Origin of the sequence: Nocardioides sp. NPDC058538, assembly GCF_042719275.1 — a bacterium.
Taxonomy (GTDB): domain Bacteria; phylum Actinomycetota; class Actinomycetes; order Propionibacteriales; family Nocardioidaceae; genus Nocardioides.
On record NZ_JBHXNY010000010.1, the window covers coordinates 163280 to 189886 of the forward strand.

General features: G+C 69.5%; 30 protein-coding genes. 13 read left to right on the plus strand and 17 right to left on the minus strand.

What is annotated here, in order from left to right; translation table 11 throughout:
- Positions 1 to 85 precede the first annotated feature (85 nt).
- The 5 genes from ACFWQC_RS12125 to ACFWQC_RS12145 are packed head-to-tail and all read right to left on the minus strand — an operon-like array spanning position 86 to position 4828.
- On the minus strand, positions 86 to 1855 hold the full coding sequence (locus ACFWQC_RS12125; protein ID WP_378677645.1) for a hypothetical protein: 1770 nt from the start codon (positions 1853 to 1855) through the stop codon (positions 86 to 88).
- A gap of 15 nt (positions 1856 to 1870) precedes the next feature.
- Positions 1871 to 2221, minus strand: a complete 351-nt coding sequence (locus tag ACFWQC_RS12130) for a DivIVA domain-containing protein (RefSeq protein WP_378677647.1) — start codon at positions 2219 to 2221, stop codon at positions 1871 to 1873.
- The gene (locus ACFWQC_RS12135; protein ID WP_378677650.1) at positions 2214 to 2933 is read right to left on the minus strand and encodes a TIGR00730 family Rossman fold protein; all 720 of its coding nucleotides are present in this window, start codon (positions 2931 to 2933) and stop codon (positions 2214 to 2216) included. Before ACFWQC_RS12135 ends, ACFWQC_RS12130 begins: the two co-directional genes overlap by 8 nt.
- Entirely contained in the window at positions 2930 to 4015 is a 1086-nt protein-coding gene (gene dapE / locus ACFWQC_RS12140; RefSeq protein ID WP_378677653.1) for a succinyl-diaminopimelate desuccinylase, read from the minus strand. The genes ACFWQC_RS12135 and dapE overlap by 4 nt, the downstream gene beginning before the upstream one ends.
- A gap of 21 nt (positions 4016 to 4036) precedes the next feature.
- Positions 4037 to 4828 carry a TetR/AcrR family transcriptional regulator gene (locus ACFWQC_RS12145; RefSeq protein WP_378677655.1) on the minus strand — a complete coding sequence of 264 codons (792 nt, stop codon included), beginning with the start codon at positions 4826 to 4828 and terminating at the stop codon, positions 4037 to 4039.
- A 108-nt stretch (positions 4829 to 4936) separates the two neighbouring features.
- On the opposite strand from ACFWQC_RS12145, the gene ACFWQC_RS12150 reads away from it, so the two are divergent.
- From ACFWQC_RS12150 to ACFWQC_RS12160, 3 genes are read left to right on the plus strand one after another with little or no spacing between them, the layout of a single operon-like run.
- Positions 4937 to 5392, plus strand: a complete 456-nt coding sequence (locus ACFWQC_RS12150) for a nitroreductase/quinone reductase family protein (RefSeq protein ID WP_378677658.1) — start codon at positions 4937 to 4939, stop codon at positions 5390 to 5392.
- Positions 5389 to 6351 carry an ATP-binding cassette domain-containing protein gene (locus ACFWQC_RS12155; protein ID WP_378677661.1) on the plus strand — a complete coding sequence of 321 codons (963 nt, stop codon included), beginning with the start codon at positions 5389 to 5391 and terminating at the stop codon, positions 6349 to 6351. Before ACFWQC_RS12150 ends, ACFWQC_RS12155 begins: the two co-directional genes overlap by 4 nt.
- Complete coding sequence (locus ACFWQC_RS12160) at positions 6348 to 7148, plus strand: ABC transporter permease (RefSeq protein WP_378677664.1); 801 nt, start codon at positions 6348 to 6350, stop codon at positions 7146 to 7148. The genes ACFWQC_RS12155 and ACFWQC_RS12160 overlap by 4 nt, the downstream gene beginning before the upstream one ends.
- A gap of 62 nt (positions 7149 to 7210) precedes the next feature.
- Here the strand turns inward: ACFWQC_RS12160 and ACFWQC_RS12165 are convergent, their stop codons facing one another.
- Positions 7211 to 7687, minus strand: a complete 477-nt coding sequence (locus tag ACFWQC_RS12165) for an aromatic ring-opening dioxygenase LigA (RefSeq protein ID WP_378677666.1) — start codon at positions 7685 to 7687, stop codon at positions 7211 to 7213.
- A gap of 176 nt (positions 7688 to 7863) precedes the next feature.
- On the opposite strand from ACFWQC_RS12165, the gene ACFWQC_RS12170 reads away from it, so the two are divergent.
- Positions 7864 to 8334 carry a DUF6069 family protein gene (locus tag ACFWQC_RS12170; protein WP_378677669.1) on the plus strand — a complete coding sequence of 157 codons (471 nt, stop codon included), beginning with the start codon at positions 7864 to 7866 and terminating at the stop codon, positions 8332 to 8334.
- 14 nt (positions 8335 to 8348) lie between these two features.
- Here ACFWQC_RS12170 and ACFWQC_RS12175 read toward each other — a convergent pair whose 3' ends face one another.
- The 5 genes from ACFWQC_RS12175 to ACFWQC_RS12195 all read right to left on the minus strand — a co-directional run bounded on the left by ACFWQC_RS12175 (position 8349) and on the right by ACFWQC_RS12195 (position 14588).
- Positions 8349 to 9029 carry a class I SAM-dependent methyltransferase gene (locus ACFWQC_RS12175; protein ID WP_378677671.1) on the minus strand — a complete coding sequence of 227 codons (681 nt, stop codon included), beginning with the start codon at positions 9027 to 9029 and terminating at the stop codon, positions 8349 to 8351.
- 88 nt (positions 9030 to 9117) lie between these two features.
- Positions 9118 to 10134 carry a hypothetical protein gene (locus tag ACFWQC_RS12180; protein WP_378677673.1) on the minus strand — a complete coding sequence of 339 codons (1017 nt, stop codon included), beginning with the start codon at positions 10132 to 10134 and terminating at the stop codon, positions 9118 to 9120.
- A gap of 8 nt (positions 10135 to 10142) precedes the next feature.
- Positions 10143 to 10568 carry a class I SAM-dependent methyltransferase gene (locus ACFWQC_RS12185; protein ID WP_378677675.1) on the minus strand — a complete coding sequence of 142 codons (426 nt, stop codon included), beginning with the start codon at positions 10566 to 10568 and terminating at the stop codon, positions 10143 to 10145.
- Positions 10569 to 10631: 63 nt separating this feature from the next.
- On the minus strand, positions 10632 to 13862 hold the full coding sequence (ileS, locus tag ACFWQC_RS12190) for an isoleucine--tRNA ligase (protein WP_378677678.1): 3231 nt from the start codon (positions 13860 to 13862) through the stop codon (positions 10632 to 10634).
- A 279-nt stretch (positions 13863 to 14141) separates the two neighbouring features.
- Positions 14142 to 14588, minus strand: coding sequence for a GNAT family N-acetyltransferase (locus tag ACFWQC_RS12195; RefSeq protein ID WP_378677680.1), 447 nt, complete (start codon positions 14586 to 14588; stop codon positions 14142 to 14144).
- Positions 14589 to 14639: 51 nt separating this feature from the next.
- Here ACFWQC_RS12195 and ACFWQC_RS12200 point away from each other — a divergent pair, with 51 nt between their 5' ends.
- The 4 genes from ACFWQC_RS12200 (at position 14640) to ACFWQC_RS12215 (ending at position 18498) form a co-directional block, all read left to right on the plus strand.
- The gene (locus ACFWQC_RS12200) at positions 14640 to 15410 is read left to right on the plus strand and encodes an enoyl-CoA hydratase/isomerase family protein (protein WP_378677682.1); all 771 of its coding nucleotides are present in this window, start codon (positions 14640 to 14642) and stop codon (positions 15408 to 15410) included.
- Positions 15411 to 15468: 58 nt separating this feature from the next.
- Positions 15469 to 16038, plus strand: coding sequence for a DinB family protein (locus ACFWQC_RS12205; protein ID WP_378677684.1), 570 nt, complete (start codon positions 15469 to 15471; stop codon positions 16036 to 16038).
- A gap of 88 nt (positions 16039 to 16126) precedes the next feature.
- Positions 16127 to 18316, plus strand: a complete 2190-nt coding sequence (locus ACFWQC_RS12210) for a carbon starvation CstA family protein (protein ID WP_378677687.1) — start codon at positions 16127 to 16129, stop codon at positions 18314 to 18316.
- On the plus strand, positions 18313 to 18498 hold the full coding sequence (locus ACFWQC_RS12215) for a YbdD/YjiX family protein (protein ID WP_378677690.1): 186 nt from the start codon (positions 18313 to 18315) through the stop codon (positions 18496 to 18498). The genes ACFWQC_RS12210 and ACFWQC_RS12215 overlap by 4 nt, the downstream gene beginning before the upstream one ends.
- A gap of 4 nt (positions 18499 to 18502) precedes the next feature.
- Here ACFWQC_RS12215 and ACFWQC_RS12220 read toward each other — a convergent pair whose 3' ends face one another.
- Entirely contained in the window at positions 18503 to 18793 is a 291-nt protein-coding gene (locus tag ACFWQC_RS12220) for a hypothetical protein (RefSeq protein WP_355225889.1), read from the minus strand.
- Between the two features lie 151 nt (positions 18794 to 18944).
- Here ACFWQC_RS12220 and dapD point away from each other — a divergent pair, with 151 nt between their 5' ends.
- Both dapD and ACFWQC_RS12230 read left to right on the plus strand, forming a co-directional pair.
- Positions 18945 to 19874 carry a 2,3,4,5-tetrahydropyridine-2,6-dicarboxylate N-succinyltransferase gene (gene dapD / locus ACFWQC_RS12225; protein ID WP_378677693.1) on the plus strand — a complete coding sequence of 310 codons (930 nt, stop codon included), beginning with the start codon at positions 18945 to 18947 and terminating at the stop codon, positions 19872 to 19874.
- A gap of 35 nt (positions 19875 to 19909) precedes the next feature.
- Entirely contained in the window at positions 19910 to 20758 is an 849-nt protein-coding gene (locus ACFWQC_RS12230) for a hypothetical protein (RefSeq protein WP_378677696.1), read from the plus strand.
- Between the two features lie 241 nt (positions 20759 to 20999).
- On the opposite strand, the gene ACFWQC_RS12235 is transcribed toward ACFWQC_RS12230, so the two are convergent.
- The 3 genes from ACFWQC_RS12235 to fdxA are packed head-to-tail and all read right to left on the minus strand — an operon-like array spanning position 21000 to position 23513.
- Positions 21000 to 22031 (minus strand): hypothetical protein, encoded by a 1032-nt coding sequence (locus ACFWQC_RS12235; RefSeq protein ID WP_378677698.1) that lies wholly within the window; start codon positions 22029 to 22031, stop codon positions 21000 to 21002.
- Between the two features lie 37 nt (positions 22032 to 22068).
- A complete protein-coding gene (dapC, locus tag ACFWQC_RS12240; protein WP_378677701.1) occupies positions 22069 to 23190 on the minus strand; it encodes a succinyldiaminopimelate transaminase in 1122 nt (373 codons plus the stop codon).
- On the minus strand, positions 23190 to 23513 hold the full coding sequence (fdxA, locus tag ACFWQC_RS12245) for a ferredoxin (RefSeq protein WP_355018589.1): 324 nt from the start codon (positions 23511 to 23513) through the stop codon (positions 23190 to 23192). The genes dapC and fdxA overlap by 1 nt, the downstream gene beginning before the upstream one ends.
- Positions 23514 to 23592: 79 nt before the next feature.
- Here fdxA and ACFWQC_RS12250 point away from each other — a divergent pair, with 79 nt between their 5' ends.
- The gene (locus ACFWQC_RS12250) at positions 23593 to 24480 is read left to right on the plus strand and encodes a GNAT family N-acetyltransferase (RefSeq protein ID WP_378677705.1); all 888 of its coding nucleotides are present in this window, start codon (positions 23593 to 23595) and stop codon (positions 24478 to 24480) included.
- Between the two features lie 4 nt (positions 24481 to 24484).
- Here ACFWQC_RS12250 and ACFWQC_RS12255 read toward each other — a convergent pair whose 3' ends face one another.
- Entirely contained in the window at positions 24485 to 24874 is a 390-nt protein-coding gene (locus tag ACFWQC_RS12255) for a VOC family protein (RefSeq protein ID WP_378677708.1), read from the minus strand.
- Positions 24875 to 24940: 66 nt separating this feature from the next.
- Between ACFWQC_RS12255 and ACFWQC_RS12260 the strand changes: the two genes are divergently transcribed.
- Both ACFWQC_RS12260 and ACFWQC_RS12265 read left to right on the plus strand, forming a co-directional pair.
- Positions 24941 to 25192, plus strand: coding sequence for a type II toxin-antitoxin system Phd/YefM family antitoxin (locus ACFWQC_RS12260; RefSeq protein WP_378677710.1), 252 nt, complete (start codon positions 24941 to 24943; stop codon positions 25190 to 25192).
- Positions 25179 to 25580, plus strand: a complete 402-nt coding sequence (locus ACFWQC_RS12265) for a type II toxin-antitoxin system VapC family toxin (protein ID WP_378677713.1) — start codon at positions 25179 to 25181, stop codon at positions 25578 to 25580. The genes ACFWQC_RS12260 and ACFWQC_RS12265 overlap by 14 nt, the downstream gene beginning before the upstream one ends.
- Positions 25581 to 25614: 34 nt before the next feature.
- Here the strand turns inward: ACFWQC_RS12265 and ACFWQC_RS12270 are convergent, their stop codons facing one another.
- Complete coding sequence (locus ACFWQC_RS12270; RefSeq protein WP_378677715.1) at positions 25615 to 26445, minus strand: esterase/lipase family protein; 831 nt, start codon at positions 26443 to 26445, stop codon at positions 25615 to 25617.
- Positions 26446 to 26607 lie beyond the last annotated feature (162 nt).

The window sequence follows — 26607 nt, forward strand, 5'->3', positions numbered from 1 at the left end:
CATTGCACGTCCATTATCCCTCATCAGGTCAGCAGACCTGACGGCAAGGTGGGAGTTTCGGCGGGTTGACCTGCCTTCGAACCTGTCAGATGACCGAGGTTCCGTAGGCCCAGGTCAGCCAGATCGCGAGGATCACCAGCGTGAGGTGGACCACGATGGCCACTGCGGGGGACTCGTGGAAAGCTCCGTCCCGGTCCCGGCGGTCGCCTCCGAGGGACCGGTCGTAGGCATCGTCGTAGGCATCGTCGTAACGCTCGTCGTAGCGCTCGTCATAGCCACGGTCGTAGGCCTCGTCGTAGTCGTAGCCCTGCGCGTACGCCTGGTCGTAGCCCTGCTCGTATCCGGCGTGGGCCGGCTCGTCGTAGCCCTGGTCCCGCCGCCGCGGACGGGGCTGCGCCTCGGGCGCGGGCGGGGTCGGGGCAGGGGGCTCGGTCCGGTCACGGCCCCGGTCCCGGTCGCCCGGTCCGTAGGACTCGAAGGAGTAGGGATCGTACGTCTCGGGCTGCTGCCCCGCCTGGCGGCCGGACGGCCGGCTCGGCGCAGGCGGCGGCGCAGGCGCAGGTGCGGGTTGGGGTGCCGGCTGCGGGGCGGGCCGGGGTGCGGGGCGCGGTGCGCGCGGCGGGCTGGGCTGCTGCTGACCCGGGTAGTCGGAGTAGCTGCTGTCGCGCCGGTAGCGGCGGTCGGCGAACTCGTCGTGGCTGTCGTTGCGGCGGTCGTCGTAGCGATCGTCGTAGCCGCGCGAGCGGCGCTGCGGCGGCTCCTGACGGCGACCCCACGGGTCCTGGCCGCTCCGGCCCGGCTCGCCCTGACTCGGCTGGGGCTGCTCGGGCGCCGGGCGCTGAGGCGCAGGACGCTGAGGCGCCGGACGCTGGGCGTCGGGACGCTGCGGGTCGGGACGCTGTTGGGCGGGTCGCTGGGGTGCCGGACGCTCACGCATCGGCTGCTCCGGGGCTCGCCGCTCCTGTGCGGGTCGCGCGGGAGCCGGGCGGTCCTGCCGCGGCCGGGCGGGAGCCTCCGGGACCGGCGGCTGGGGCGCGGGCTGGTGACGTACGGGCTGCTGGGGTGCCGGCGGCTGGGGTGCGGCTGCCCGTCGCGGAGGCCGCTGCGGGGCGGGCTGGGGCTGCGGTGCGGGCTGCGGTGCGGGCGGGGGCGGTGTCTGCCGCCCGGCCACGCGGCGACCGATCTGGCCGTCCCGCGTCGGAGCAGGAGCGGGGGCAGGGGCCGGGGCTGGGGCTGGGGCTGGGGCTGGGGCTGGCGGCGGCGCAGGCGAGGGGCCACGCTCGATCGGCGCCATCACGGCGGTCTCCTCGACACCCGAGGCTGCTCGCCGGGGCTCGGGCCGGCGTTCTGCCGGACGTCCCTGCTGCGCGACGGGCTGAGGAACAGGCTGCTGAACCGGTCGGCGCGGGTCCGCGTGGCCCGCCCGGCTGTCGGGCTCGGCGTAGTCGTCGTAACCGGCCTCTGCATAGCCGGTCTCGTCGTAGGCGTAGCCGTCCTCGGCGTACTCCTCGGCGTAGTCGTCGTATCCGTCGTCATAGGCGTAGTCGTCGTGGCCGGAGGCTGCGGCGCGCTGCTCCTTGAGCCGGCGGGCGAGCAGGTAGAGGCCCGCGATCGCGGCGAGCCAGATCCCGAAGAGCCCGATCACGCCCGGGATGTCGCCGCCGAGGAAGAACGACGACGGCGAGGCGAGGAAGAGGACCCAGATCAGCAGCCCGGCTGCGCCGGCGTACAGGTGGATCTTGGGCGGCAGCCCCGCCTCCTGCGGCTGCAGGAGATGTGGCTTCAGATAGGTGAGCGCGACGATCACCGCGACCAGGGCGGTCACGGCGTAGACGAGTACGGCAGCGAAGCTCACGGCAGCGATTCTGTCCTAGACGTCGGGCGAGCCCGAATCGGGCTCGGGCGTATGTGATGTGAGTCCCCCGACTCCGACCTCGGCTCCGGTATCCCCGGCCGCGGTCGACTCACGCCATTCTGCCTCCTCGGCAAGGCGGGCGATCAGCGCGTCCACCTCGTCCATCCGGTAGCCGCGGAAGGCCACCGAGAAACGTACGTGACGCAGGTCTGAGGCCTCCAGGACGCGGTCGCGGGGCACCAGAGCGTCGGGCTGGTCGCCGTACTCCTCCCCCATCGGCGCGCCTGTCCCGGCGGCTACGAGGGCGACTCCTCCGAGAGCCAGCACGATGAGTGCCGCGAAGATCCAACCCATCGCCTCAGTCACGCGCCTTCAACATCAGCTCGACCGCCTCGTCCACGTCGTCGGTGAGGGTGATCATGTCCAGGTCGCTCTGCTTGATCCGTCCGTCGGCCAGCATCGTCTCGCGCATCCAGTCGAGCAGTCCCTGCCAGTGCTCCACGCCCATCAGCACGATCGGGAACTGGGTGATCTTCTGGGTCTGGGAGAGCGTCATCGCCTCGAAGAGCTCGTCCATGGTGCCGAGCCCGCCGGGCATGACGATGTAGCCCTGGGAGTACTTCACGAACATCATCTTCCGCACGAAGAAGTAGCGGAAGTTGAGCCCGAAGCTGACGTAGTCGTTGAGCCTGGCCTCGAAGGGCAGCTCGATGCCGAGTCCGATCGACTCGCCACCGGCCTCGAGAGCGCCCTTGTTGGCCGCCTCCATCGTGCCCGGGCCACCGCCGGTGATCACCACGAAGCCGGCCTCGGCCAGGCCGCGGCCGACCGCCTCGGCCTGGGCGTAGGTCGGGTGGTCCTGGGGCGTGCGCGCCGACCCGAAGACGCTGATCGCCGGGCCGATCTCGGAGAGGTCGTTGAACCCCTCGACGAACTCGGCCTGGATCTTCATGACCCTCCATGGATCGGTGTGGACCCAGTCGCCGTGGCCGGAGCTGTCCAGCAGTCGCTGGTCGGTGGTGCTGCCGGCGGGGCGCCCCTTGGTGGGGCGTGGGCCGGAGCCGCTGCGTCGGGTCATGCGGTCAACCAATCACGAAGGGCCAGCTCGCACGCGGTGATCTCGGAGATCCGCACGTGCTCGTCGGCCTTGTGGGCGAACATCGGGTCACCTGGACCATAGTTGACCGCCGGTATGCCGAGAACCGTGAACCGCGCCACATCGGTCCAGCCGAACTTGGGTCCGACCTCGCCGCCGACCGCCTCGATGAAGGCCTTGGCCGCGGGACGGCCCAGGCCCGGCAGCGCGCCCGGGGCCGAGTCGGTCAGGGTGATGTCGTAGCCCTCGAAGAACTCGGTCACGAACGCCAGCGCCTCCTCCTCGCTGCGGTCCGGTGCGAAGCGGTAGTTGACGGTGACGACGCACTCGTCCGGGATCACGTTGCCTGCCACTCCCCCGGCGACGAAGACCGCGTTGAGGCCCTCGTGATACTCCAGCCCGTCGATGACCGGCTTGCGCGGGACGTACGACTCCAGGCGACGCAGCACCTCGCCGGCCTTGTGGATCGCGTTGACGCCGCGCCACGAACGGGCGCTGTGGGAACGCTCGCCGGTGGTGCGCACCTCGACCCGCAGCGTGCCCTGGCAGCCGGCCTCGACGCCGGCGTTCGAGGGCTCCATCAGGATCGCGAAGTCTCCGGCGAGCAGGTCGGGCTCGCTGGCCGCGAGCTTGCCGAGGCCGTTGTGGACGGCCTCGATCTCCTCAGCGTCATAGAAGACGTACGTCACGTCGCGGTTGGGCGTCCGGAGGGTCGCGGCGAGCTTGAGGATCACCGCGTCGCCGGACTTCATGTCGCACGCGCCGAGGCCGTGCAGGATGCCGGTGGCCTCGTCGAGGCGGCTCGGGAAGTTGCCGTTGACCGGCACCGTGTCGAGGTGGCCTGCGATGACGACGCGCTCGGGGAGGCCGAGGTCGGTGCGCGCCACGATCGAGTTGCCGCGCCGCTCGACGACGAGGTGGTCGTACGCAGCCAGCGCCCGCTCCACGGCGTCGGCCAGCTCGAGCTCGTCGAGGCTCACCGAGTTGATGTCCATCAGCTGCCGGGTCAGCGTCACCACGTCGGTCGTCAGGTCGATCTCGGGAGTGTCAGGACTGGTTGTCACAGGCGCTAGTCAACCAGCCCTTCATGAGAGTTCGTCGGCCGCACCGGTCGACCGGCGGCCGACGTGCGCGAGCACGCCGTCGATGATCCGGGCCAGCCCGTAGTCGAGCTCGCGCGCGGGGTCGCTGGCCGCCTGATAGGCCTCGCCGGCGGCGGTGCCGACCCGGTTGGCGAGCGGATAGTGGGCGCCCGCCATGACCTCGCTCAGCGTGTCGTAGTTGGCCTCCCACCACTCGGACTCGGTCATCCCGGTGACCTGCTCGGCGCGGCGCTTCATGAGCTCGCTGCGGGCGATGTTGCCCGCGAAGCCGATCAGCACGGCGACCGTCTGGTCCATCTCCAGGTCGGAGAGCCCGAGACCGTCGACGGCCTGCAGCTGCCACTCGTAGCGGTCGCTCATGTTGGGCCCGAGCCAGGGGCGTACGTCCTGCACCTCGAGCAGCCACGGATGGGCCCGGAGCTCGTCGTGGGTGAGGTTGGCGACCAGCTCGAGGCGCTTGCGCGGATCCTCGGGCAGCTCCGGGAGCTCGGCGCGGCCGGTCACCTGGTCGGCCATGAGCACCAGCAGCGCGTCCCGGTTGGGCACGTAGGAGTAGAGCGTCATCGCCCCCAGGCCGAAGCGCTGCGCGATCGCGCGCATCGTGACGGCGGCAAGGCCCTCGGCGTCGGCCAGGTCGATCGCGGCGTCGACGATCTCGTCGACGCTCACCTTCTGCTTCGGGCCGCGCTTGGTCTTCGGCTCCTCGCGCGCACCCGACCGATGGCGCCACAGCAGGCGCAGGGAGGGGTCCGACTGGTCTGGCTGGTCCGGCACGTCGCTCATCGTAACCTCATCCGAAATAATTTCGTACGTCGTACGGAACAAATGCTACAGTCACTCCGTTGACATCTTCGTACAGCGTACGAAATTGGAGGAACGTGTATGCCGAACGACGCGAAGCCAGTGCCGCCGCGCTGGCTCAAGCCGATGAACAAGGTCTTCATGACCCTGTCGAAGACCGGGATCGGGATGAAGGATCTGCCGGTGCTCACCGCGCCGGGCCGCGCGAGCGGCAAACCCCGCAGCACCCCGCTCTCGGTCCTGGACCTGGACGGACGCCGCTATCTGCTCGAGGGCTTTCCGGGAGCCGACTGGGCCCGCAACGTACGTGCCGCCGCCGGTCGCGCCACCCTGCGGATCGGCAAGGACACCGAGGAGGTGTGTCTCGTGGAGGTCGAGGGCGAGGAGGCGTTGACCGTGCTCCGGGCCTGGCCGGAGCGGATGACGGACGGCGCGAAGATCATGCTCGACGCCGGCGTGGTCACGGCGTTGACGCCGGAGGCGTTCGAGGCCGTCACCGGCCGCTGCGGCGTGTTCCGGATCGAGGTGGGCCGATGACCTCGACTCCCCTGTCCGCGCGCGGCGTGCGCAAGCGCTACCGCGACACCCAGGCGCTCGACGGCCTCGACCTCGAGGTCGCCGCCGGCACCGTGCACGCCCTGCTGGGCCCCAACGGCGCCGGCAAGTCGACCGCGGTGAACGTCTTCGCGACCCTGACCCGGCCCGACGCCGGTGAGGTGCGCGTCGGCGGCCACGACGCCGTACGTCACCCCGCCCGGGTCCGCTCCACGATCGGCCTGGTCGGGCAGAGCGCCGCGCTCGACGCGGCCCTCCACGGCCGGGAGAACCTGGTGATGTTCGGCCGTCTGCACGGCCTCTCGAAACCCGATGCCGTACGCCGCGCCGGCGAGCTCCTCGACGCCTTCGGCCTCACCGAGGCCGCCGACAGGAAGGTCTCGGGCTACTCCGGCGGGATGCGGCGGCGCCTCGACATCGCCGCCGGCCTGGTCACCCGTCCGCGGATCCTCTTCCTCGACGAGCCGACCACCGGGCTGGACCCGCGCGGCCGTCACGAGGTCTGGGAGATGGTGCGGCAGGTGGTCGCCGATGGGACGACGGTGCTGCTGACCACCCAGTACCTGGACGAGGCCGACCAGCTCGCCGGCATGGTCACCGTGCTCGGCGCGGGCCGAGTGATCGCCGAGGGCACCCCGTCGGCCCTCAAGAGCGATCTCGGCGGCGACCGGGTGATCATCACCGCGACCGGGCCGGACGACCTCGCCCGGATGGCCGGCGTCCTCGGCTCCGCCGCCGTCGTCGACCCCGACCGGCACGAGGTCACCGTCGAGGCCGGGGAGGCCGGCGGCGGTGCCGCGGTCGTGGAGGTCGTACGCACCCTCGACTCCGCCGGCATCACGGTCGACGACGTGCTGCTGCGCAGACCGACCCTGGACGAGGTGTTCCTCCACCTGACCGCCCCCGGCCACGTACCCGATCCTGAAGGAGCCGCCCGATGACGGCCATCGCATCAACCCTCCGACAGACCGTGACCCAGACCTGGGTGATCACGCTCCGCGACCTCAAGCACTGGCAGCGCGAGCCGTGGGGACCGGTCTTCGGGATCCTGTTCGCGATCATGATGCTGCTGATCTTCGGCTACCTGTTCGGCGGCGCGATCGAGATGCCGGGCGGCGGGTCGTACCTGCCCTATCTGCTGCCCGGAGTGCTCGCGCTGACGATGATGTTCGGCATCGACGGCACCATGGCCGTGGTCACCGAGGACACCAAGCGCGGCGTCACCAACCGGTTCCGCTCGCTGCCGATGAGCGGTCTCGCTGTGCCGCTGGGGCGGGCGATCGCCGACCTGGGCAACTCGGCGGTCCAGCTGGGCGTCCTGATGCTCGGCGGGCTGCTGATCGGGTGGCGGATCGACGGCTCGTTCCTCGAGGCGGTCGCCGCGGTCGGACTGTTGCTCTGGCTGCGGCTGGCGATGCTGTGGCTGGGCATCTTCCTCGGGCTGACCCTGCGGATGGAGGGTGCGCTGACGATGGTGCAGGTGCTGGTGTGGCCGCTGGGGTTCTGCTCGAGCCTGTTCGTCTCGCCCGAGACGATGCCCGGCTGGCTCGGCTTCCTGGCCGCCTGGAACCCGGTCTCGGCGACCGCCACGGCCTGTCGCGACCTCTTCGGCAACCCGACCGGGATCACCTCCGGCGTGCTCGCCGACCACGCGACGCTCCTGGCGCTGGCCTGGCCCGCGGTCCTGCTGGCGGTCCTCGTCCCGCTCTCCGTCCGCGCGTTCCGGCGCCTGGGCTGAGAACGGGAGAACGGGCCCGGGAAGGCGATGCCTTCCCGGGCCCATTGGCGAATGGGTGGGGGTCAGACGGTGGCCGGCTCGAGGCCGTCGGGCTCCTCCGCGGACTTCTTCTTCGCCGGTGCGACGGCTCGGGTCAGCGACCCGATCGCGAAGGCGACGAAGAGCAGCACGACGCCCAGGCCCGCGACCAGCGCCGAGAGGCCGAAGGCGGTGACCGCGGTCAGCAGAGAGGCGCGTACGAACGACGACTCCGCCGCGAGTGCGCGGATCGGGTCCTCCTGTTCGAGCTCGGCGTACGTCTTGCCCTTGGTGATCCCCAGGGCGTGCTTCTCGACGGTGGCTGCCTGGGCGTAGGCCGAGAACGGGCCGTCGACGTTGTCTCCGGCGAGGAAGGAGGCGTCGTCAGCGACGGTGATCTCCTGCGCCTTCAGCTGGGTGTGGGCCAGGTAGTAGGTGGCGGCGCCACTGGCGATGAACAGGAGGCCGAACAGCCCGATCAGGGGGCTCAGCAGCTTCGCGATCCGAGGTTTGCGGGTCATGCCGGTTAAGGCTCACCTAACTTACCTTCGGATGAAAGCCCCGGAGGGTGTGATCTTCGTCGTGCAGAACTTTTTTCCGGGAACCTGTCGGATCGGTGTCGAGCCGTTCGTGGAGTGAGTGAGAAGCGGCCACACGGACCGCGACAAACCACCACCACAGGACGAGAGGCACCACCATGAGCACCAGCACCTACACCCAGGCCACGACCTCCACCCGCGGTCAGTTCGCAGCGCGGATGCCCGTCTGGCTCGTCAGCGTCACCGCCGTCCTTGTCGGCGCCCTGGTGACCGGCGTCTTCGAGTTCTTCGCCCGTGCCGTCGGGGTGCCGTTCAACGTCGCCCTCCCCGGCACCGGCGTCGAGCCCGCCGCGATTCCCGCGACCGGGCTCGCCTGGGCCGTCGCCGAGCTCGGTCTGATCGGCATCATCATCGCCGTGTGCCTGGACCGCTTCGCCAAGCGCCCCCGCTCCACCTGGAAGCGCACCGCCTGGACCCTGACCGCGCTCTCGATCGTGCCCAGCCTGGTCGCCGTCACCGACTCCTACGCCACCAACATCATGCTGGTGATCTCCCACCTCGTCGCCGCGGTCGTGATCGTCCCCGTGATCGCCGCGCGGCTGGCGGAGCGCAACCCGCGCCGCGCCTGAGATGTCTGCGGACGTCAGCCCGGTGCTCGGCGAGCGATGATCAGCTCGCCGACACCGGGCATCGGCGTCGTGGTGACCGTGAACCCGGCGTTGGCCAGGTCGGCGAAGAGCGCCGGCCTGGGATGGGTGCGGTAGTACATGACGAACTTCGGCCGCCACACCGCGTTGCGCACCCGCATCACCAGGTCGAAGCCGGAGAGCAGCCAGTAGGCCGGGTGGGTCGGCCCCGGCGCCCTGCTGACCGGCAGCGCGAACACCCCGCCCGGCCGCAGCGCCCGACGGATGCCGTCGAAGAGCTCCGGCCGCTCCTCCGGCAGGAAGTGCCCCAGCGCCCCGAAGCTCACCACCAGGTCGTACGCAGCCTCGAACGGCAGCGCGCGAGCATCCGCCCGAACCAGATCGGCGTCGGGGTGCGCGGCCCTGGCCTGCTCGAGCATCCCGACGCTGAAATCGACCCCCGTCGGCCGCTCCGCGGTCGCCTCCGCGAGCATCTCCAGCCCCGCCCCGGTGCCGGTGCACACATCGAGCCCTCGCTCGAACGGCCCGTACTCCCGCAGCGCGGTGATCGTCGCGGCCAGCATCCAGTCCGGCGTCCGGAACGGGGTCGCGTCGAACTTCGGCGCCAGCAGGTCGTAGCCGTGCTCCACCGACGACAGCGCCTGGACGGCGAGCTCCTTGAGCGTGGGCCTCTCCACGGTTCAACGATAGGTGCGAACAGGTGATCCGCGCCGTCGTTCTCGATGACCCTAGGAGACCCGATCACGTCTGCCGTGATCAAGTCTCCTAGGGTTGCCGCGGTATCAGGCAGGCGTCGCCACATGCCCTCGTAGAGTCCGTCCAGCCACGAGATGCCAGGACTCTCGCGATGCTCTGTGCGGTACGGCATGGTGTCTCGAATACTTGGTGCCAGCGCAGTCGCGCGGTCACGGTGCCGGTGGCTGCGAGGTCGTCGAGCACCCGGTCGGCATCGCGGGCCTGATCGCGCCAGGTGTCATGACCCAACGCTCCGTCGAGCTCGACGACCAGCCCGTACGCCACGTACTCCACGTCCCGGAACTGACTGCCCTTCGGCATCGCCCGGACCGTCTGTCGCTCGGACCGTGGCAGCCCGTGGACACGCTCGACCTTGGTGAGATAGCCGTGCTCGAGAACGGAGTTCGTGCCGGACTCCAGATCGTCGATGATCTTGGCGATCCAGGCACGGCGGCGCAGTGACGGGAACCGACTCAGCGCCCCACGGAGCGATCCGGCCGTGACATGAGTCCGCGCAGCGACGTCGGCGAGACTGGCAATCGCGTCGACCTCCGAGCGGGCGTCGTGCGCCATCGCCAGCGCGTTGTCCTCCAGCTTCAGACGTGGCGGGACGCCGCCATGGGCATGGGTCTCGAGGTTGGTGAGGCGGTGGATCACGATGCCGGGCTGGGGCATGACCCGGCGGGACTGGTCGATCGCGACGTGGATCGGATCAGGGAGCATTCCGGGCTGGAGCGGCCTCTCCGTTCGAGGCGCCTCGACACTCGGACCGCACAGGTAGGCAGGTCCGGCGTAAAGCACGGCGGACCAGGCACGCTGGTGCCAGGTGAGCGGACCGGTGTGGTCGACGTACACCCGCGGATGCACCCGCACGATCTCCTTGCGCCGCTGCATCCTGATCAGGTCAGCCCGGGTCACCCCGCCTGCCGTGAGCTGAGCATGGCTGAGCACGCCGTCCTGCTGGCGCCGCTGCGCCTCCATCAGCCTGGCGGCATGCTCCCGCTCCCAGACATCCACGTGACCGCTGGTGACCCCCGAGTTCTCCACACTCCCAGTTATCCCATGTAAGGGGTCCAGACCTTCCTAAGGTCGCCGGCCGATCGCGAGGAGGTGGTTCGACGCCCACCACCTCGACCTCCTGCAACCCCGCATCGCTCAACTCCCCTGCCAGTTCGGCCGCTGGTGTGGAAATGTCCGCCCGGGAATCGTCCTACCGCAGGCGAGGATCCATGCTCGATCAGGTCTTTCCACCCCCGCGGCACACCAGCCCCACCTGACATCGCAACAAGTCTTGCCAGTCTCGGGATCGCAGCGGCGATGACCCATCCGCCCGGCTTCACCACCCGGATCGCCTCCCCGAGCGCCCGCAGCCGGTCCTCACGCTCGGCCAAGTGGTAGAGCGGACCGAGGAGAAGTGCCACGTCCAGACTGGCCTCCTCGAACGGCAGTCCTCGTGCATCCCCGACCAGCGGCTCCGACATGGAGGAACCCTAGGAGGGCGAGTCACGTCTGGCGTGACTCGCCCTCCTAGGGTTCAACGATCGTCAGGCCTTGGCGACCGCGAGCTGGGCCTTTTCGCCGTCACCGAGGTCGACCGGGTTGCCCTCGAGCGAGTCGACGACGTCGTACGTCGTGGCGAGGGTCTCGCGGGCGATGAGGTCGGCATGGGTGGTGGCTGCCTGGCGTACGGTCTCGGAGCCGGTCACCGACAGGGTGATGCGGTCCTCGACGTTGAGGCCGGAGTCCTTGCGGGCCTGCTGGACCGCGCGGATCAGGTCGCGGGCGAGGCCCTCGGCGGCGAGCTCGGGGGTGACGACCGTGTCCAGCACGATGAACCCGGTGGGCAGCATCGAGACGGCGATGTCGTCGGAAGCAGCACCGGCGACCGTCTCCAGGGTGTATTCACCCTCCTCCAGGGTCAGGCCACCGGCCACGACCACACCGGACTCGTCGACCGACCAGTCGCCGGACTTGGAGCCCTTGATGGCCTTCTGTACGTCCTTGCCAAGCCGCGGCCCGGCGGCGCGGGCGTTGACGGCGAGCCGCTGCTCGATGCCGTAGGTGCCGGCCTCCTCCGAGTCGGCCGCGAGCAGCCGGACGGACTTGACGTTGACCTCGTCGGCGACGATCTCCTCGAAGCCGGCGATGTCGGCACCGACGACCGTCAGGCCGGCGAGCGGCAGGCGGTTGCGGAGCTTGCGCGCCTTCCGCAGCGCGGAGGTCGAGGAGCAGACCGCGCGGACCGCGTCCATCCGGGCGACCAGGTCGTCATCAGCAGGAAGGTCCTCGACGACCGGGTAGTCGGCCAGGTGCACCGAGCGGCCGCCGGTCAGACCGCGCCAGATCTCCTCGGTGGTCAGCGGCAGCAGCGGCGCGACCAGGCGGTTCACCGTCTCCAGCACCGTGTAGAGGGTGTCGAAGGCGGCCTTCTCCTCGTTCCAGAACCGCTCACGGCTACGCCGGATGTACCAGTTCGTGAGCACGTCGATGAACCGCTGGGTCGCCTCGCAGGCCTCGGCGACGTAGTAGTCGTCCATCGCCGAGGTCATCTCGGCGACGTAGTCGCGCAGCTTGGCCAGGACGTAGCGGTCCAGCGGGTCCGTGGACGCCGTCGAGCCGGTGGTCTCCACGTTGGCCGCGTTGGCGTAGAGCTGGAAGAAGTACCAGCTGTTCCACAGCGGGATCATCACCTGGCGTACGGAGTCTCGGATGCCCTGCTCGGTGACGACCAGGTTGCCGCCGCGAAGGATGGGCGAGGACATCAGGAACCAGCGCATCGCGTCGGCGCCGTCGCGGTCGAAGACCTCGTTGACGTCGGGGTAGTTGCGCAGGCTCTTGGACATCTTCTGGCCGTCGGAGCCCAGCACGATGCCGTGGCTGATGCAGCTCGAGAACGCCGGACGGTCGAAGAGCGCGGTCGCCAGGATGTGCAGGGTGTAGAACCAGCCGCGGGTCTGGCCGATGTACTCCACGATGAAGTCGCCCGGGAAGTGGTGCTGGAACCACTCCTCGTTCTCGAACGGGACATGGTTCTGCGCGAACGACATCGACCCGGAGTCGAACCAGACGTCGAGGACGTCGGAGACCCGGCGCATCATCGACTTGCCGGTCGGGTCGTCCGGGTTGGGACGGACCAGGTCGTCGACGTACGGACGGTGCAGGTCGGGGTTGCCGTCGGCGTCCTTGGGAAGGGTGCCGAAGTCGCGCTCCAACTCGGCGAACGAGCCGTAGACGTCCAGGCGCGGGTAGGCCGGGTCGTCGGACTTCCACACCGGCACCGGCGAGCCCCAGAAGCGGTTGCGGGTGATCGACCAGTCGCGGGCGTTCTCCAGCCACTTGCCGAACTGGCCGTCCTGGATGTGCTCGGGGACCCAGCGGATCTGCTGGTTGAGCTCGAGCATCCGGTCCTTGATCTTGGTGACCTCGACGAACCAGCTGCTCACGCCCTTGTAGATCAGCGGCTGACGGCAGCGCCAGCAGTGCGGGTAGGAGTGGTTGTAGGACTCGCGGCGCAGCAGGATCGTGCCCTCGGTCACCGATCCGCCGGCCTCGCCGCGGGTGACCGCCTTGAGGTGGTCGATGATCGCCAAGTTGGCGTCGAAGACCTGGACACCGGCGTAGTCGACCACCGGCGCGGTGAAACGCCCGTCCTTGCCGACCGGCATGACCGCCTCGATGTTCTCGCGGTCGGTCACCTCCTTGTCGACCTCACCGAACGCACCGGCGGTGTGGACGACCCCGGTGCCGTCCGTGGTGGTGACGGCGTCGTCGGCGGCCACGACCCGGAAGGCGTTCTGGTGACCGGCGTAGTAGGAGAACGGCGGTTGATAGGTGCGGCCGAGCAGCTCGGAGCCCTTGTAGCGGCCCAGGACCGTCGCCTCGTCGGCGTCCGGGAAGAGCTCCTTCTGGTACGCCCCCAGGCGAGCCTCCGCGAGGACGTACTTAGCCGTCTTGTCGGTGCCCGGGACCGGGCCCTCGACCACGACGTAGTCGATCTCGGAGCCGACCATCACGGCGAGGTTGGACGGCAGGGTCCACGGCGTGGTGGTCCAGATCAGGATGTGGGCGTTGTCGAGGACCTCGTCCTCACCGGTGGCATCGATCGCATAGCCCACGGTGACCGCTGGGTCCTGGCGGTCCTTGTAGACGTCGTCGTCCATCCGCAGCTCGTGGTTGGACAGCGGAGTCTCGTCCTGCCAGCAGTAGGGCAGGACACGGAAGCCCTCGTAGACCAGGCCCTTGTCAAAGAGCGTCTTGAAGGCCCAGATCACCGACTCCATGTAGTCGGGGTTGAGCGTCTTGTAGTCGTGGTCGAAGTCCACCCAGCGCGCCTGGCGGGTGACGTAGTCGCGCCACTCGCCGGTGTACTTCAGCACTGAGGCACGGCTGGCCGCGTTGAACTTGTCGATGCCCATCTCGACGATCTCGTCGGTCGTCTTCAGGCCGAGCTGGCGCATCGCCTCGAGCTCGGCGGGCAGGCCGTGGGTGTCCCATCCGAAGCGCCGCTCGACGCGCTTGCCGCGCATCGTCTGGTAGCGCGGGACGATGTCCTTCACATAACCGGTCAGCAGGTGGCCGTAGTGCGGCAGGCCGTTGGCGAACGGCGGCCCGTCGTAGAAGACGAACTCGTTCTCGCCGTTCTCCCCGGCGTCACGGTTGTCGATGCTCGCCTGGAAGGTCCCGTCCTTCTTCCAGTAATCGAGAATCTGCGTCTCGATCTCCGGGAAGCGTGGGCTGGCCGGGACTTTGGCTGAGTTGACCTTCGGATAGGCCATCGACGCATCTCCTGCTGGGTGGTAGTGGGTTGTCTTCACCACAGGGACGATCTTTCGACCGCGGTACCACCCTGCTTGTCCTGGTCGGTCATGCTCCACCGGTGGTTGAGCTTGTCGAAACCAGGGCCACTCATTCTCGGCTGTGACGGGCCACTCCCGCCGGGTTCTACTTGCCTTCGATCTACCTGGAGGCTTTCTTCCCGGGGCTCGCCGCTGATGACGGCTCGAACGCCTGTAAGGAAGAGAGTACGCCGCCCGGCGCCCGCCACGCGAACCCGATTACACCGCGCGCCACATCCGCACGTGCGGACCGATCTCGGGGTCATCCCACGGCTCACCGATCTCGACGAACCCGGCCCTCTTGTAGAAGGCTGCCGCCGGCGTACGCGCGTTGCACCAGACCAGCCCGCCGCCCCTGGCCGCGACATGGTCCAGCGCCGCCTGCAGCACCTCGGCCCCGACGCCCTTGCCGCGCCATCCGTCCGCCGTCGCCATCCCCCGGATCCGCCACCCCTTATCGAGGTGTCCGGCCAGGTCAGGACATGCTTCCGGGAAGAGCCCGACGCACCCGATCAGACTCCCGTCCACATCCAGCGCCCCGTACGTAGCAACCTCGGGGCCGTCATCCCCCGGCACCCTCGCCGCCTCCGGCGGCCCACCGTTGCGCAACACCTTCGCCCTCAGCGCATACGTCTCTTCAACCGCCACCCGGCGCACCGTGATCACGTCGCGACCATAGTTCGGACACCTCGTCGGGGCACCTGGCAGGATGCGCGCATGAGCCTGATTCGCTACGAGTACGCCGACGGTTGCGCCCGCATCACGATGACCAACCCGGACCGGGGCAACGTGTTCAAGCCTGAGGCGGGCGCGGAGATGCTGGCGGCGATCTTGCGCGCGAAGGCGGACTCGGCGCGGGTGATCGTGCTGGCGGCGGAGGGGAGGTACTTCTCTGTCGGCGGTGACCTGGCCGGGTTCGCCGCCGCCGACGACCTGGGGCCGTTCATCCTCGAGCTCGCCGAGGGCGCCAACCGGATCATCACCGAGCTCGTACGCTGCGACGCGATCGTGGTCAGCGCCGTCCAGGGCACCGCGGCGGGGGTCGGGTTCCCGCTGGCCGCAGCCGCGGACATCGTGATCGCGGCCGACAAGGCGAAGTTCAGCCTGGCCTACGCGAAGGTGGGGCTGTCGGTCGACGGCGGCGGGTCGCTCCTCGTGCACACCCTGGGCCTGCACCGGGTGCTGCGGCTGACCCTGCTCGGCGACATGCTCTCGGCGACCGAGGCGCTCGAGGCCGGGCTGGTCGCGCGCGTCGTACCGGCCGAGGAGCTCGCCGCCGCGATCGACGAGGTCGTCGCGACCCTCCTCGCCGGCTCGCCAGAGGCGCTGGCGAGCACCAAGCACCTGATCCGCGACGTCGCCGACCCCAACCCCGAGTCGGCGCTGCGCCGCGAGGCGCAGTCGATCTCCGCGCTCGGTGGCTCGGCCTCGGGCCGCGAGGGCATCAACGCGTTCCTGGAGAAGCGACCGCCCAGCTTCACCGGCTGAAGTCGCTGGCCGCTGAATTCATTTGGCGCGGGGACGCTCGTTCCGCGAGGGTGGGCCCATGAGCAGTGATCAGCGACAGGTGGGCTTCGGCGGAATCTGGCTTCCCGAGGGCGAGGATCCACGCCACCAGGACCAGCAGGCCGTCGGGGAGCTGGCGACCTACCGGGACTACCTGCGCCACTACCGGCTCACCCTCGAGCTCAAGTGCGAGGGCCTCGGTCCGGAGGACCTGGTCAAGCAGAGCGTGCCGCCGAGCGACCTCAGTCTGCTCGGACTGATCCGCCACATGGCGCGGGTCGAGCACAGCTGGTTCCAGCGGGTGCTGAAGGAGAACCTCGAGCTGCCGCGGTTCGATGCCGACGACCCCACCGGCGGGTTCCACAAGGTGGAGCCGACCCAGGAGTCGGTCGACGAGGCGTTCGCGAGCTGGCGCGAGCAGGTCGCGGCGGCGGACGAGTGGCTCGACTCGATCGACGACTCGGTGCTCGGCGAGACCCGTGACGTCGGCCGCGGCGACGAGCCGACCAGCATCCGCGACATCCTGGTCCACATGATCGAGGAGTACGCCCGCCACGCAGGTCACGCCGACCTGCTGCGCGAGGTCATCGACGGGCGTACCGGGCAGTAGCCCCTCCCCCGCCCACCGGGCGGTTTCCTGAGACTAGGCTGAGACAGCGGTCACAACGACCGTTACCGCGCTGAATCAGAGGGAGACCATGTCGACGTCGACCGCCAACCCCACCAGCTCGGGCCCAGGGTCCGGGCCCAACGCGCCCCGTAACTGGAGGGCCATCTTCATCTGGACCGCCGTCGCTGTCGTCGGCGCCGTCTGCTGGGCCATGCTCGCCCTGTCCCGAGGCGAGGAGGTCTCGGCGCTGTGGATCCTGTTCGCCGCGCTGGCCTCGTACGCGATCGCCTACCGGTTCTACTCGAAGTTCATCGCCAACAAGGTGCTGAAGGTCGACGACACCCGGGCCACCCCGGCCGAGCGGCTGGAGAACGGGCAGGACTTCGACGTCACCGACCGGCGAGTGCTCTTCGGGCACCACTTCGCCGCGATCGCCGGCGCCGGCCCGCTGGTCGGCCCGGTGCTGGCCGCGCAGATGGGTTACCTGCCGGGCACGATCTGGATCATCGTCGGCGTCATCTTCGCCGGTGCCGTGCAGGACATGGTCGTGATGTTCTTCTCGATGCGCCGCGACGGCAAGAGCCTCGGTCAGATGGTGCGTGAGGAGATCGGCACCGTCGCCGGCGTGGCCGCGCTGATCGCCGTCTTCGCGATCATGATCATCATCCTGGCGGTGCTCGCGCTGGTCGTCGTCAATGCGCTCGCGGAGTCGCCGTGGGGTGTCTTCTCAATCGGTCTCACCATCCCGATCGCGCTCTTCATGGGCTTCTACCTGCGCTACCTGCGCCCCGGCCGCGTCAGCGAGGTGACAGTCGTCGGCGTCGCGCTGCTGCTTCTGGCGATCATCGGTGGTGGGTACGTCGAGGAGATGGGCCTGGCCAACGCCCTGACCCTCTCCCACGAGACGCTGGTGATCTGTCTGGTCGTCTATGGCTTCGTCGCCTCGATCCTCCCGGTGTGGATGCTGCTCACGCCGCGTGACTACCTCTCCACCTTCATGAAGGTGGGCGTCATCGTGCTGCTCGCCGTGGGCCTGGTCCTCGCGGCCCCCGTGCTGCAGAACGAGGCCGTCACCGACTTCGCCACCAACGGCGAGGGTCCGGTCTTCGCCGGCAAGCTGTTCCCATTCGTCTTCATCACCATCGCCTGCGGCGCCCTCTCCGGCTTCCACGCCTTGATCGCCTCAGGGACGACGCCGAAGATGGTCGCCAAGGAGTCGCAGGTCCGCATGATCGGCTACGGCGGCATGCTGATGGAGTCGTTCGTCGCGATCTCCGCCCTCATCGCCGCCTCGGTGATCGACCAGGGCATCTACTTCTCGATGAACGCCTCCTTGGGCGCCACCGGCGGCACCCCGGAGACCGCGGCCGCCTTCGTCAACGGGCTCGGCTTCACGATCACCCCGGCCGACCTCGAGGCCGCCGCGGCCAGCGTGGAGGAGACGATCATCTCCCGCACCGGTGGCGCCCCGACCCTGGCGTTCGGGATGTCGCTGATCTTCACCGAGGCGTTCGGTGGCGGCCTGGCCGCCTTCTGGTACCACTTCGCGATCATGTTCGAGGCGCTCTTCATCCTGACCGCCGTCGACGCCGGAACCCGCGTGGGCCGGTTCATGCTCCAGGACACGATCGGCAACGTCTGGAAGCGCTACGCCGACACCTCCTGGCGGCCGGCGGCCTGGTCGGCCTCCGCGCTGGTCGTACTGGCCTGGGGCTACATGCTCTGGATCGGCGTCGGTGACCCGCTCGGGGGGATCAACCAGCTGTTCCCGCTCTTCGGCATCGCCAACCAGCTCCTCGCCGCGGTCGCGCTGACGCTGGCCACGACGCTGCTGATCAAGCACGGCAAGCTCAAGTGGGCGTGGGTGCCGGGCATCCCGCTGGTCTGGGACCTCATCGTCACCATGACGGCGAGCTGGCAGAAGGTGTTCAGCGACAACCCCGCGATCGGCTACTTCGCCCAGGCCTCCGCCGCGCGCGAGGCACGCGACGCCGGTGAGCTCTACGGGGTTGCGAAGACCCCCGCGGACGTCGACCAGATCATCTACAACTCGACCCAGTCCGGCATCCTGCAGGCAGCGTTCGCGCTGCTGGTGATCGTGATCGTCGCCGGTGCCGCGGTGACCGTGGTCAAGGCGATCCGCGCCGGCGGGCTGCCGACCACCGAGGTCCCGAAGGTCGAGTCGAAGATCGTCGCGCCCTCCGACTTCTTCGCCACCAAGGAGGAGAAGGAGGCTGTACGCGAGTGGGAGGCCTCCCAGAAGGCGCCGGTCTCATGAGTCTGCTCGCCGAGCGTGTCTCCGGCGCCTGGCGGCTGCTCCGCCAGGCGACCGGGGAGGCCAAGTGGGACGAGTACGTCGCCCGGTGCGAGCGCGACTGCGTCGAGCCGATGAGCCGGCGCGCGTTCGAGCGTCACCGGGCCGACGAGAAGGAGCACAACCCGCAGGCCCGCTGCTGCTAGCGGTCTAGCGGGGGCTGTCGTCGGCGAAGGCGGCGTCGAGCCAGGCGTACACCTGCGAGTCACCTCGGGTGACGAGCAGGACCACCTGCTTCTCGGCGTCGCTCACCGGCTTGCCGTTGATCCAGCTGCGGACGATGTCGGAGGCGGCGCGGCGGACGACCTCGACGCCCTTGGCCATCGCCCACTCCGGCGCCGGATGACCCTTGCTGGTCGCCACGCCGGGGATCTCCAGGGTCCAGGTGCCGTCCTCGGCCTGGAGGAGCTGGGGCATCGGCGGCGCACTCTTCTTGCTCACGCGACCACCTCCGTAGCGCAGGCGCCAGAATACGGACGCGGTCGCGTGTTGTCTTGTTGGTTCACTCGCTGACGCTCGCTCACCCGTCCATGTTCGCACGTCGAGACCGTCGATAAGGGACCGCTCAGGCTCGGCCACTAGACTGCGCCCCGTGACGAATGCAGCTTGGGGCTTCGGCCTCGTGACGTACGCCGCCGACAACTCCGTCCTCGACGTGTGGTTCCCCGCCCCGCAGCTTGGCGAGAAGCCCGCCGACGCGACGGCGCCGGCCGAGCTGACCGCGCTCGAGGGCGCCGACGAGGTGCGTCAGGTCACCCAGCGGGTCGCCCTGGTCGAGGTCAAGGACCTCGAGACCGCGCCCGAGACCACCGAGGACGTCTGGCTGCGACTCCACCTCCTCTCCCACCGCCTCGTGCAGCCGCACGGGCAGAACCTCGACGGCATCTTCGGCCTGCTCACCAACGTGGTGTGGACCAGCGCCGGCCCGTGCGCCGTCGACGGCTTCGAGCTCACCCGCGCCCGGCTGCGCGCCGCGGGCCAGCACGTGACCGTCTACGGAGTGGACAAGTTCCCGCGGATGGTCGACTACGTCGTGCCCTCGGGGATTCGCATCGGCGACGCCGACCGCGTCCGTCTCGGCGCCCACCTGGCCTCCGGCACCACCGTGATGCACGAGGGCTTCGTCAACTTCAACGCCGGCACCCTCGGCGCCTCGATGGTCGAGGGCCGGATCTCCGGCGGTGTCGTCGTCGGCGACGGCTCCGACGTCGGTGGCGGCGCCTCGATCATGGGCACGCTCTCCGGTGGCGGCAAGGCCGTCATCTCCATCGGCCAGCGCTGCCTGCTCGGTGCCAACTCCGGCATCGGCATCTCCCTCGGTGACGACGCCGTGGTGGAGGCCGGGTGCTACGTGACGTACGGGACCAAGGTCACGCTCCCCGACGGCACCGTGACGAAGGCCGGCGAGCTCTCCGGCGCCTCCAACATCCTCTTCCGCCGCAACTCGGTCAGCGGCGCCATCGAGGCAGTTCCGTGGAAGGGCGAGGGCATCGAGCTCAACGCCGCCCTCCACGCCAACTGACTCTCACCGAAGAGCCCGAAGAGCAGAGTGCCGAGTTGAAGAAGCTTCTCACCGCCCTGGTGGTGCTCAGCGTGATCGCCGGCGGCATCTACTGGGTGGTCCAAGCCGCGACGGACAAGCTGGACTCGATCCTGCCCGACCTGCAGCAGTGCACGGCGGTCGCGGGCGAGTACGAGGCGCGCTTCGACCCCGAGCAGATGGGCAACGCCGCCGTGATCACGGCGCTCGGGCTCAAGCGCGGCCTGCCCGCACGGGCGGCGACGATCGCGATCGCGACCGCGATCCAGGAGTCGAAGCTCTACAACATCAGCCACGGTGACCGGGACTCGCTCGGCCTCTTCCAGCAGCGCCCGTCGATGGGCTGGGGCACCGAGGAGCAGGTCCAGGACCCGGTCTACGCCACCAACAAGTTCTACGACGCGCTGGTGAAGATCGAGGGCTATGAGGACATGGTGGTCACCGAGGCGGCGCAGGAGGTGCAGCGCTCGGCCTACCCCGAGGCGTACGCCGACCACGAGGGCGAGGGCCGCGCCATCGCCTCCGCGATCACCGGCTACTCCCCCGCCGCACTGACCTGCCGGATCGACGAGCCCGAGGCCGGCTCCGGCAAGCCCCAGGCCACCAAGACCGAGGTCAACCAGCTGCTCGGCCAGATGGTCGGCCGAGCCCGGGTCGACGGCAGCACGGTGGTCATCCCCGTCGACGCCGGCGAGACCGGCCAGCGCAACGGCTGGGCCGTCGCGCACTACGTACTCGCCCGGGCCAGCGAGTTCGGCGCCACCTCCATCGCCTACGACGGCCGCACCTGGTCCGCCGGCAAGGACGAGGAGTGGGCCGACACCCCCGAGGTCGACGACGACCAGATCGTCGTCACCCTCGCCTGACCCTGCCGAGGCGTCACCCCCGTCGCGCGAGACGTCAGCTAGGTCGGGCGAGGCGTCAGTTAGGTCGGGCGAGACGTCAGTTAGGTCGGGCGAGACGTCGCTCCGGTCGCGCGAGATGGCAGCGGGTGACGCCTCGACCGACGCCGGTGACGCCTCGACCGACGCGGGCGACGCCTCGGCCGACGCGGGTGACGCCTCGACCGACGCGGGCGACTTCTCGACCGACGCGGGGGACTTCTCGTCAGTCGGCTACGTCGACGTGCACGTGGTCGCGGTGCTCGAGGATGGCCTGGTCGCCGCCGCGGGGCGGGACCTCGTAGTCGCGCCAGCCGGCGCCGGAGCGGAACTTGGTCCAGATGCGGTCGTCGTAGATGACGGTCTCGATGTCGAGGCGGTCGGCGTTGGCGACGAGGTACTGCGCCAGCGACCAGCCTCTGATGTTGTTGCGGGCGTTGATGGGCCGGAAGAAGTAGTCGACCGCGCGGCCCTCGTAGTGGGCCGAGCCGACCATGTGTCCGGTGGTGACGCCGCCGGGCTGGAAGCCGCCATCGGGGACGCCCCCGTAGACACTGCGTACGTCCTCGCGCAGCGCCTCCGCACGCGAGGTGAGCCCGGCGCCGCTGAGCCTGTCCGGGACCTCCTCGGCGCCGCCCTTGACGACGCACGAGAACGCCTCAGGGGTGTTGCCGGTCAGCGCCGAGGCCAGGGCCCGCGCCTCGGGCTCGGCGTCGCGGTAGCTGTCGCGCGAGCCGTCGCCGATCTGCTGGGCGACGCCCGGGACGGACTGCTGGCGGTAGTCGGCGACCCCGGAGAGCCGGTCGTAGAGGCCGGCCGCCTTCGCCGGATCCCGCTCGAGCGAGTGGTCGGCGAGCTCGACCGCCAGCACGACAGAGGCCGCGCGGGCGGGGAGGCCGCGGCGTACGGCCTGGGCGGCGATCGCCGAGGCACGCTCGGCCTGCTCGGAGGAGAGGTCGTAGGTCTCGCCTTCGGAGGTCACGGTGCAGACCTCGCGGGCGAGAACCGGGATGCCGCCGACCCCGACGCCGAGGAGCCGCAGGCCGGCGAAGACCAGGGCGACGGCGATCACGACGCCGAGGACGATGAGGTGCTTGCGCACCGGCCGCAGCTGCTTGCGGGCTTCCCGCGCCGACTTGCGCAGCGCCTTGCGCGCCGGCTCGGGGATCCTCGGCCCGTGCGAGCCCGGCGCAGGAGGCCGCGGACCCGGGGGCGGGATGGTCGGCGGGCCCGTCGGGGTCCCCGGCTGTGCGCTCACTCCACCAATCTTCACGTATGGGGCAAACCCGCCCGGGCTATGCCGTGAGGCGGGCGACGGCCGCGTCGACGCGCTCGTCGGTGGCGGTGAAGGCGATCCGGACATGGGACTGGCCGGCGCGGCCGTAGAAGGTGCCGGGGGCGGCGAGGATGCCGCGCTCGGCGAGCCATTCGACGGTGGCCCAGCAGTCCTCGTCGCCCCCGGAGATCGGGCGCCGTGACCACAGGTACAGGGATGCCTCGGAGTGATCGATGCGGAAGCCGGCCGACTCCAGCGCCGCCTTGAGCTTGGCGCGCCGAGCGGCGTAGCGGGCGTGCTGCTCCTTGGCGTGCTGGTCATCGCCCAGCGCGGTCACCATGGCGACCTGTTGGGGTCCGGGCATCTGCAGGCCGAGGTTCTTGCGGACCGCGAGGACCTCACCGAGGACCGAGGCGTCACCGGCGACGAAGGCGCAGCGGTAGCCCGCGAGGTTGGAGCGCTTGGAGAGCGAGTGGACGGCGAGGATGCCCTCGTAGGATCCGCCACAGACGTCCGGGTGGAGCACCGAGATCGGCTCAGCGTCCCAGGCGCACTCGATGTAGCACTCGTCGGAGATCAGCAGCGTGCCGCGCTCGCGCGCCCACTCGACCGTCTTGCGCAGGTGCTCGACCGGGAGCACCCGGCCGCTCGGGTTGGAGGGCGAGTTGATCCACAGGATCTTCGGCGCCTTCGGGCCCAACGCGACCAGCGAGTCGGTGGCGACGGTGTCGGCGCCGACGAGAGCCGCGGATACCTCGTACGTCGGGTAGGCGAGCTCCGGGTAGGCGACCAGGTCACCCTGCCCGACGCCGAGGTGCAGCGGCAGCGAGCCGATCAGCTCCTTGGAGCCGATCACCGGCAGCACGTTGTCCAGCCCGAGGCCGTCGACCCCGTGGTTGCGCGCGAGCCAGTCGATCGCAGCCTGACGTACCGCGGGCGTGCCGATCGTGGTCGGGTAGCCCGGGGAGTCGGCGGCGGCACGGAGCGCGTTCTGCACCACCGCGGGGGTCGAGTCGACCGGAGTCCCGACCGAGAGGTCGACCAGCCCGTCAGGGTGCGCGGACGCCTTCTCCTTGAAGGGAGCGAGCTTGTCCCAGGGGAAGTCGGGCAGCCGCTGCGAGACTGGGATCGAGGCCGGCATCATTCCTGGTTCTGCGGGGGCAGCGCGGCGACGAACGGGTGGTCCTTGTCGATCTCACCCATGCGGGCGGCACCACCGGGCGAACCGAGGTCGTCGAAGAACTTGACGTTGGCGTCGTAGTACTCCTTCCACTCCTCCGGGGTGTCGTCCTCGTAGAAGATCGCCTCGGGCGGGCACACCGGCTCGCAGGCGCCGCAGTCGACACACTCGTCGGGGTGGATGTAGAGCATCCGCTTGCCCTCGTAGATGCAGTCCACCGGACATTCGTCGACGCAAGCCTTGTCCTTCACGTCAACACAGGGCTGGGCGATGACGTACGTCATTCGGGGCTCCTCCAAGCGGGGTATCACGAAAGTCAGAGGGGCACGACTGGCCCTTCAGGGAACAGCCTAGTATCCCCACGTGCCTGCTCATCTCCTGGGACCACATGTCGTCGGCAAGCGGATCGTCATCCGTCGCCTCGTCCCCGGCGAGATCGGCCCCACCGGCGGTCCCGCCTTCACCGACATCCTCGGAGTCTGTACGTCCTGGGCCGACGGCACCGCCGTCATCGAGCGTGAGTCCGGGGAGCGGGTGAGCGTGCCCGTCGCCGAGATCGTCTCCGGCAAACCGGTGCCGCAGCGGCCCAACGTACGCCTGCGGATCGGGGTACGCGAGGCCGAACTCCTCAGCGCCGCGATCTTCCCCGGCACCACCTCGGAGCCGTTGGGCGAGTGGGTGCTCTTCGACCACGAGGTCTCGGTCCGCCGGCGCCCCAACTCGGCGCTGGCGATCGGCGACCCCGGCATCGGGCTGGGCGTGGCGATCGACAAGGTCGAGAACTACTACCGCAGCCGCCACAAGCGCCCGCGGGTGAAGATCGAGGTCGGCTCGACGGTCGAGGAGGCCGTGGTCGCGCGCGGCTGGGTCGAGGACGTGACCGTCGGCTTCCATCTCGCCGGGCTCGCCGCCACCCGCCGCCTGCTGCCTCCGCCCGTCGAGGACGCCCGCGTCGAGGTCCAGGCGAACGACGCACAGGTCCTGATCACCCTCGGCGACACCGCCCGGATCATGGGCACGATGGAACGCGACTGGCTGGCCATCCACGACCTCGAGGTCGCTGAGCCACACCGCCGCCAAGGCCTCGCCACGAAGGCCCTCGCCACCCTGCTCGAGTGGGGCGCCGAACGCGGCGCCCGCGCCGCCTGGCTGCACGTGGAGACCAACAACGCCCCCGGCATCGCGCTCTACGAGGGCCTCGGCTTCACCGAGCACCACCGCTGCCGCTACTACGCCTCGCCCACCCCGTAGAGAGTCAGCCCGCCAGCAGGTCCCACAGGTTGCCGAAGGGGTCCTTGAAGACCTGGAGGGTGCCATAAGGCTCCTCGCGCACCGGCCCGACGAGCTCGATCCCGGCGGAGACCAGCTGCTCGTACGCCGCCGCGAAATCGTCCACCCGCAGGAAGAAAGTGACCCGGCCGCCGGTCTGATCACCGACCCTCTCGGCCTGTGCCGGCCCGTCGGCCCGGGCGAGCAGAAAGCCGGTGCCGCCGCCCGGCGGACGTACGACCACCCATCGCTTCGGGCGGCCGTCGTTCGTGGTCGAAGGCGCATCCTCGGTGACCTCGAAGCCGAGAACGTCGCGGAAGAACGCCACTGCCTCGTCGTAGTCGGGAACGACGAACGTCACCAGATCCAGATGCATCCAGTCCTCCTCAGCGGGCCGCGGCCACGGGTTGACCAACCTGGTTGACCAACTTACCGTGGACGCATGGATGCAGCACATGTCGTGAAGGTGCAGGAGGCGAAGACACACCTCTCGAGCCTGCTCACCGAGGTCGAGGCGGGCGGCCAGGTCATCATCGCCCGCGGCGACCATGCCGTCGCACGCCTGGTGCCGATCGAGCGGCCGACCAGGCGGGTTCTCGGCGGCCTGCGCGTAAGCGTCCCCGATGAGTTCTTCGACCCGCTCCCCGACGACGAGATCGCCGCCTGGGAGGGCTCGCTCGATGAAGACCTATGAGCGGGTCCTCCTCGACACTCATGTCTACATCTGGCTGGTGAGTGACCCCGACCGGCTCAGCACCACTGCCTACGAGGCCGTCATCGACATCGACACCGAGGTGTTCGTCTCGGCGGCAAGTCTTTGGGAGATCTCCACCAAGGCTCGGCTCACCAAGCTCCCCGGCGGAGGGACCCTGGAAGCCACCTTCGAGGACCGCACACGTCTTCATGTCCTCGAGCGGCTCCCGATGGATTTCAACCACTCACGCCTCGCCGGAGAGCTCGACTGGGACCACCGCGACCCGTTCGACCGCATGCTCGCAGCTCAGAGCATGCTCGAGAACCTTCCCCTGGTGACCAAGGACAGCCGACTGCAGGCATACGACTCCATCCACACCATCTGGTGACCACGTCGCCAGGGACGTGCTCTCCCAACGACGGTCAGCAGGTCTTCAGGGCCGGGGATGCGGGGCCTTCGTGGGTGAGCGCGTCGAGGGTGAAGGCGATGGCGGAGGTGCTCATCGGGATGAGCAGGTGGTCGGAGAGGTCGAGGGCGCACGCGTCCTGGATGCGTACGTTGGTGGTGTTCGGGCCCTCGGCGAGGAAGCCGGAGGTGTGGGGCACGACCACCTCATCGGTGGCGGTGACGATCTGGGTGTAGGAGATGTCGCCCAGGGTCTCGTCGCCGGCATTCAGGTCGGCGAGGAACTGAGAGCCGGCTGCCTGCTGAGCACAGGACTGGCACAGGCCAGTGGCCCCGAACGCCGTCCCGTCCAAGACGATGGTCGTGCCGTGGTTGGAGGGGGCGAGGCCGACCAGGTCCTCGACGTGGGCGGCGCCACCGAGGTTCTTGATGTAGTAACGCGGCATCATCCCACCCTGGGAGTGACCGACGAGGGACACCTTGTCGGCGTCGGTGACCTCGCGTACGCGCTCGATGAACTCACCCAGGTGAGCGGCCGAGTCCCGGATGTCTCCGGTCGCACGGTTGCCGTAGTCGAACGAGTAGACGCAGAAGCCGGCCCGCTTCATGGCCAGCGAGATCGGATCCAGCAGCGAGCGGCGGTCGCCGAAGGTGCCGTGCACCAGGATCACCGGCGTCGGGCGGGCCGCCGACGGCGCGCACGCCCAGTCGTTGGACCCGGCTGGATCGCCGTAGGGCGAGCCCGGAAGCGGGAGCCCGGTCCGGCTCGGCCCCGCCGCGGCGGATGGCGAGATCGGGACCAGGACGAGTGCGACAGCAGCGAGAAGGCTCAGCAGAAACGGGCGCATGACCGCTTCAACGAGCAGCTGTGATCCGCGTCACGGTCAACAACGCCGAGTCGGCGCGTCATGACGCGCCGACTGGTACGTAGATAAGCCCAGTCACGGTCCTCTCAGCTGGCTTGTGGGAGGTCGGTGAGGGTGACGCCGTAGCCGAGTGTTTCGAGTTGT

Excerpts from the sequence above, each read along its gene's own strand:
- ACFWQC_RS12270 (WP_378677715.1), bottom strand. The coding sequence starts at position 26,445 with ATGCGCCCGTTTCTGCTGAGCCTTCTCGCTGCTGTCGCACTCGTCCTG.
- ACFWQC_RS12255 (WP_378677708.1), bottom strand. The coding sequence starts at position 24,874 with ATGCATCTGGATCTGGTGACGTTCGTCGTTCCCGACTACGACGAGGCA.
- fdxA (WP_355018589.1), bottom strand. The coding sequence starts at position 23,513 with ATGACGTACGTCATCGCCCAGCCCTGTGTTGACGTGAAGGACAAGGCT.
- ACFWQC_RS12265 (WP_378677713.1), top strand. The coding sequence starts at position 25,179 with ATGAAGACCTATGAGCGGGTCCTCCTCGACACTCATGTCTACATCTGG.
- ACFWQC_RS12155 (WP_378677661.1), top strand. The coding sequence starts at position 5,389 with ATGACCTCGACTCCCCTGTCCGCGCGCGGCGTGCGCAAGCGCTACCGC.
- ACFWQC_RS12150 (WP_378677658.1), top strand. The coding sequence starts at position 4,937 with ATGCCGAACGACGCGAAGCCAGTGCCGCCGCGCTGGCTCAAGCCGATG.
- ACFWQC_RS12215 (WP_378677690.1), top strand. The coding sequence starts at position 18,313 with ATGAGTCTGCTCGCCGAGCGTGTCTCCGGCGCCTGGCGGCTGCTCCGC.
- ACFWQC_RS12160 (WP_378677664.1), top strand. The coding sequence starts at position 6,348 with ATGACGGCCATCGCATCAACCCTCCGACAGACCGTGACCCAGACCTGG.
- ileS (WP_378677678.1), bottom strand. The coding sequence starts at position 13,862 with ATGGCCTATCCGAAGGTCAACTCAGCCAAAGTCCCGGCCAGCCCACGC.
- ACFWQC_RS12185 (WP_378677675.1), bottom strand. The coding sequence starts at position 10,568 with ATGTCGGAGCCGCTGGTCGGGGATGCACGAGGACTGCCGTTCGAGGAG.
- ACFWQC_RS12210 (WP_378677687.1), top strand. The coding sequence starts at position 16,127 with ATGTCGACGTCGACCGCCAACCCCACCAGCTCGGGCCCAGGGTCCGGG.
- ACFWQC_RS12170 (WP_378677669.1), top strand. The coding sequence starts at position 7,864 with ATGAGCACCAGCACCTACACCCAGGCCACGACCTCCACCCGCGGTCAG.
- ACFWQC_RS12135 (WP_378677650.1), bottom strand. The coding sequence starts at position 2,933 with ATGACCCGACGCAGCGGCTCCGGCCCACGCCCCACCAAGGGGCGCCCC.
- ACFWQC_RS12260 (WP_378677710.1), top strand. The coding sequence starts at position 24,941 with ATGGATGCAGCACATGTCGTGAAGGTGCAGGAGGCGAAGACACACCTC.
- ACFWQC_RS12205 (WP_378677684.1), top strand. The coding sequence starts at position 15,469 with ATGAGCAGTGATCAGCGACAGGTGGGCTTCGGCGGAATCTGGCTTCCC.
- ACFWQC_RS12165 (WP_378677666.1), bottom strand. The coding sequence starts at position 7,687 with ATGACCCGCAAACCTCGGATCGCGAAGCTGCTGAGCCCCCTGATCGGG.
- dapC (WP_378677701.1), bottom strand. The coding sequence starts at position 23,190 with ATGCCGGCCTCGATCCCAGTCTCGCAGCGGCTGCCCGACTTCCCCTGG.
- ACFWQC_RS12200 (WP_378677682.1), top strand. The coding sequence starts at position 14,640 with ATGAGCCTGATTCGCTACGAGTACGCCGACGGTTGCGCCCGCATCACG.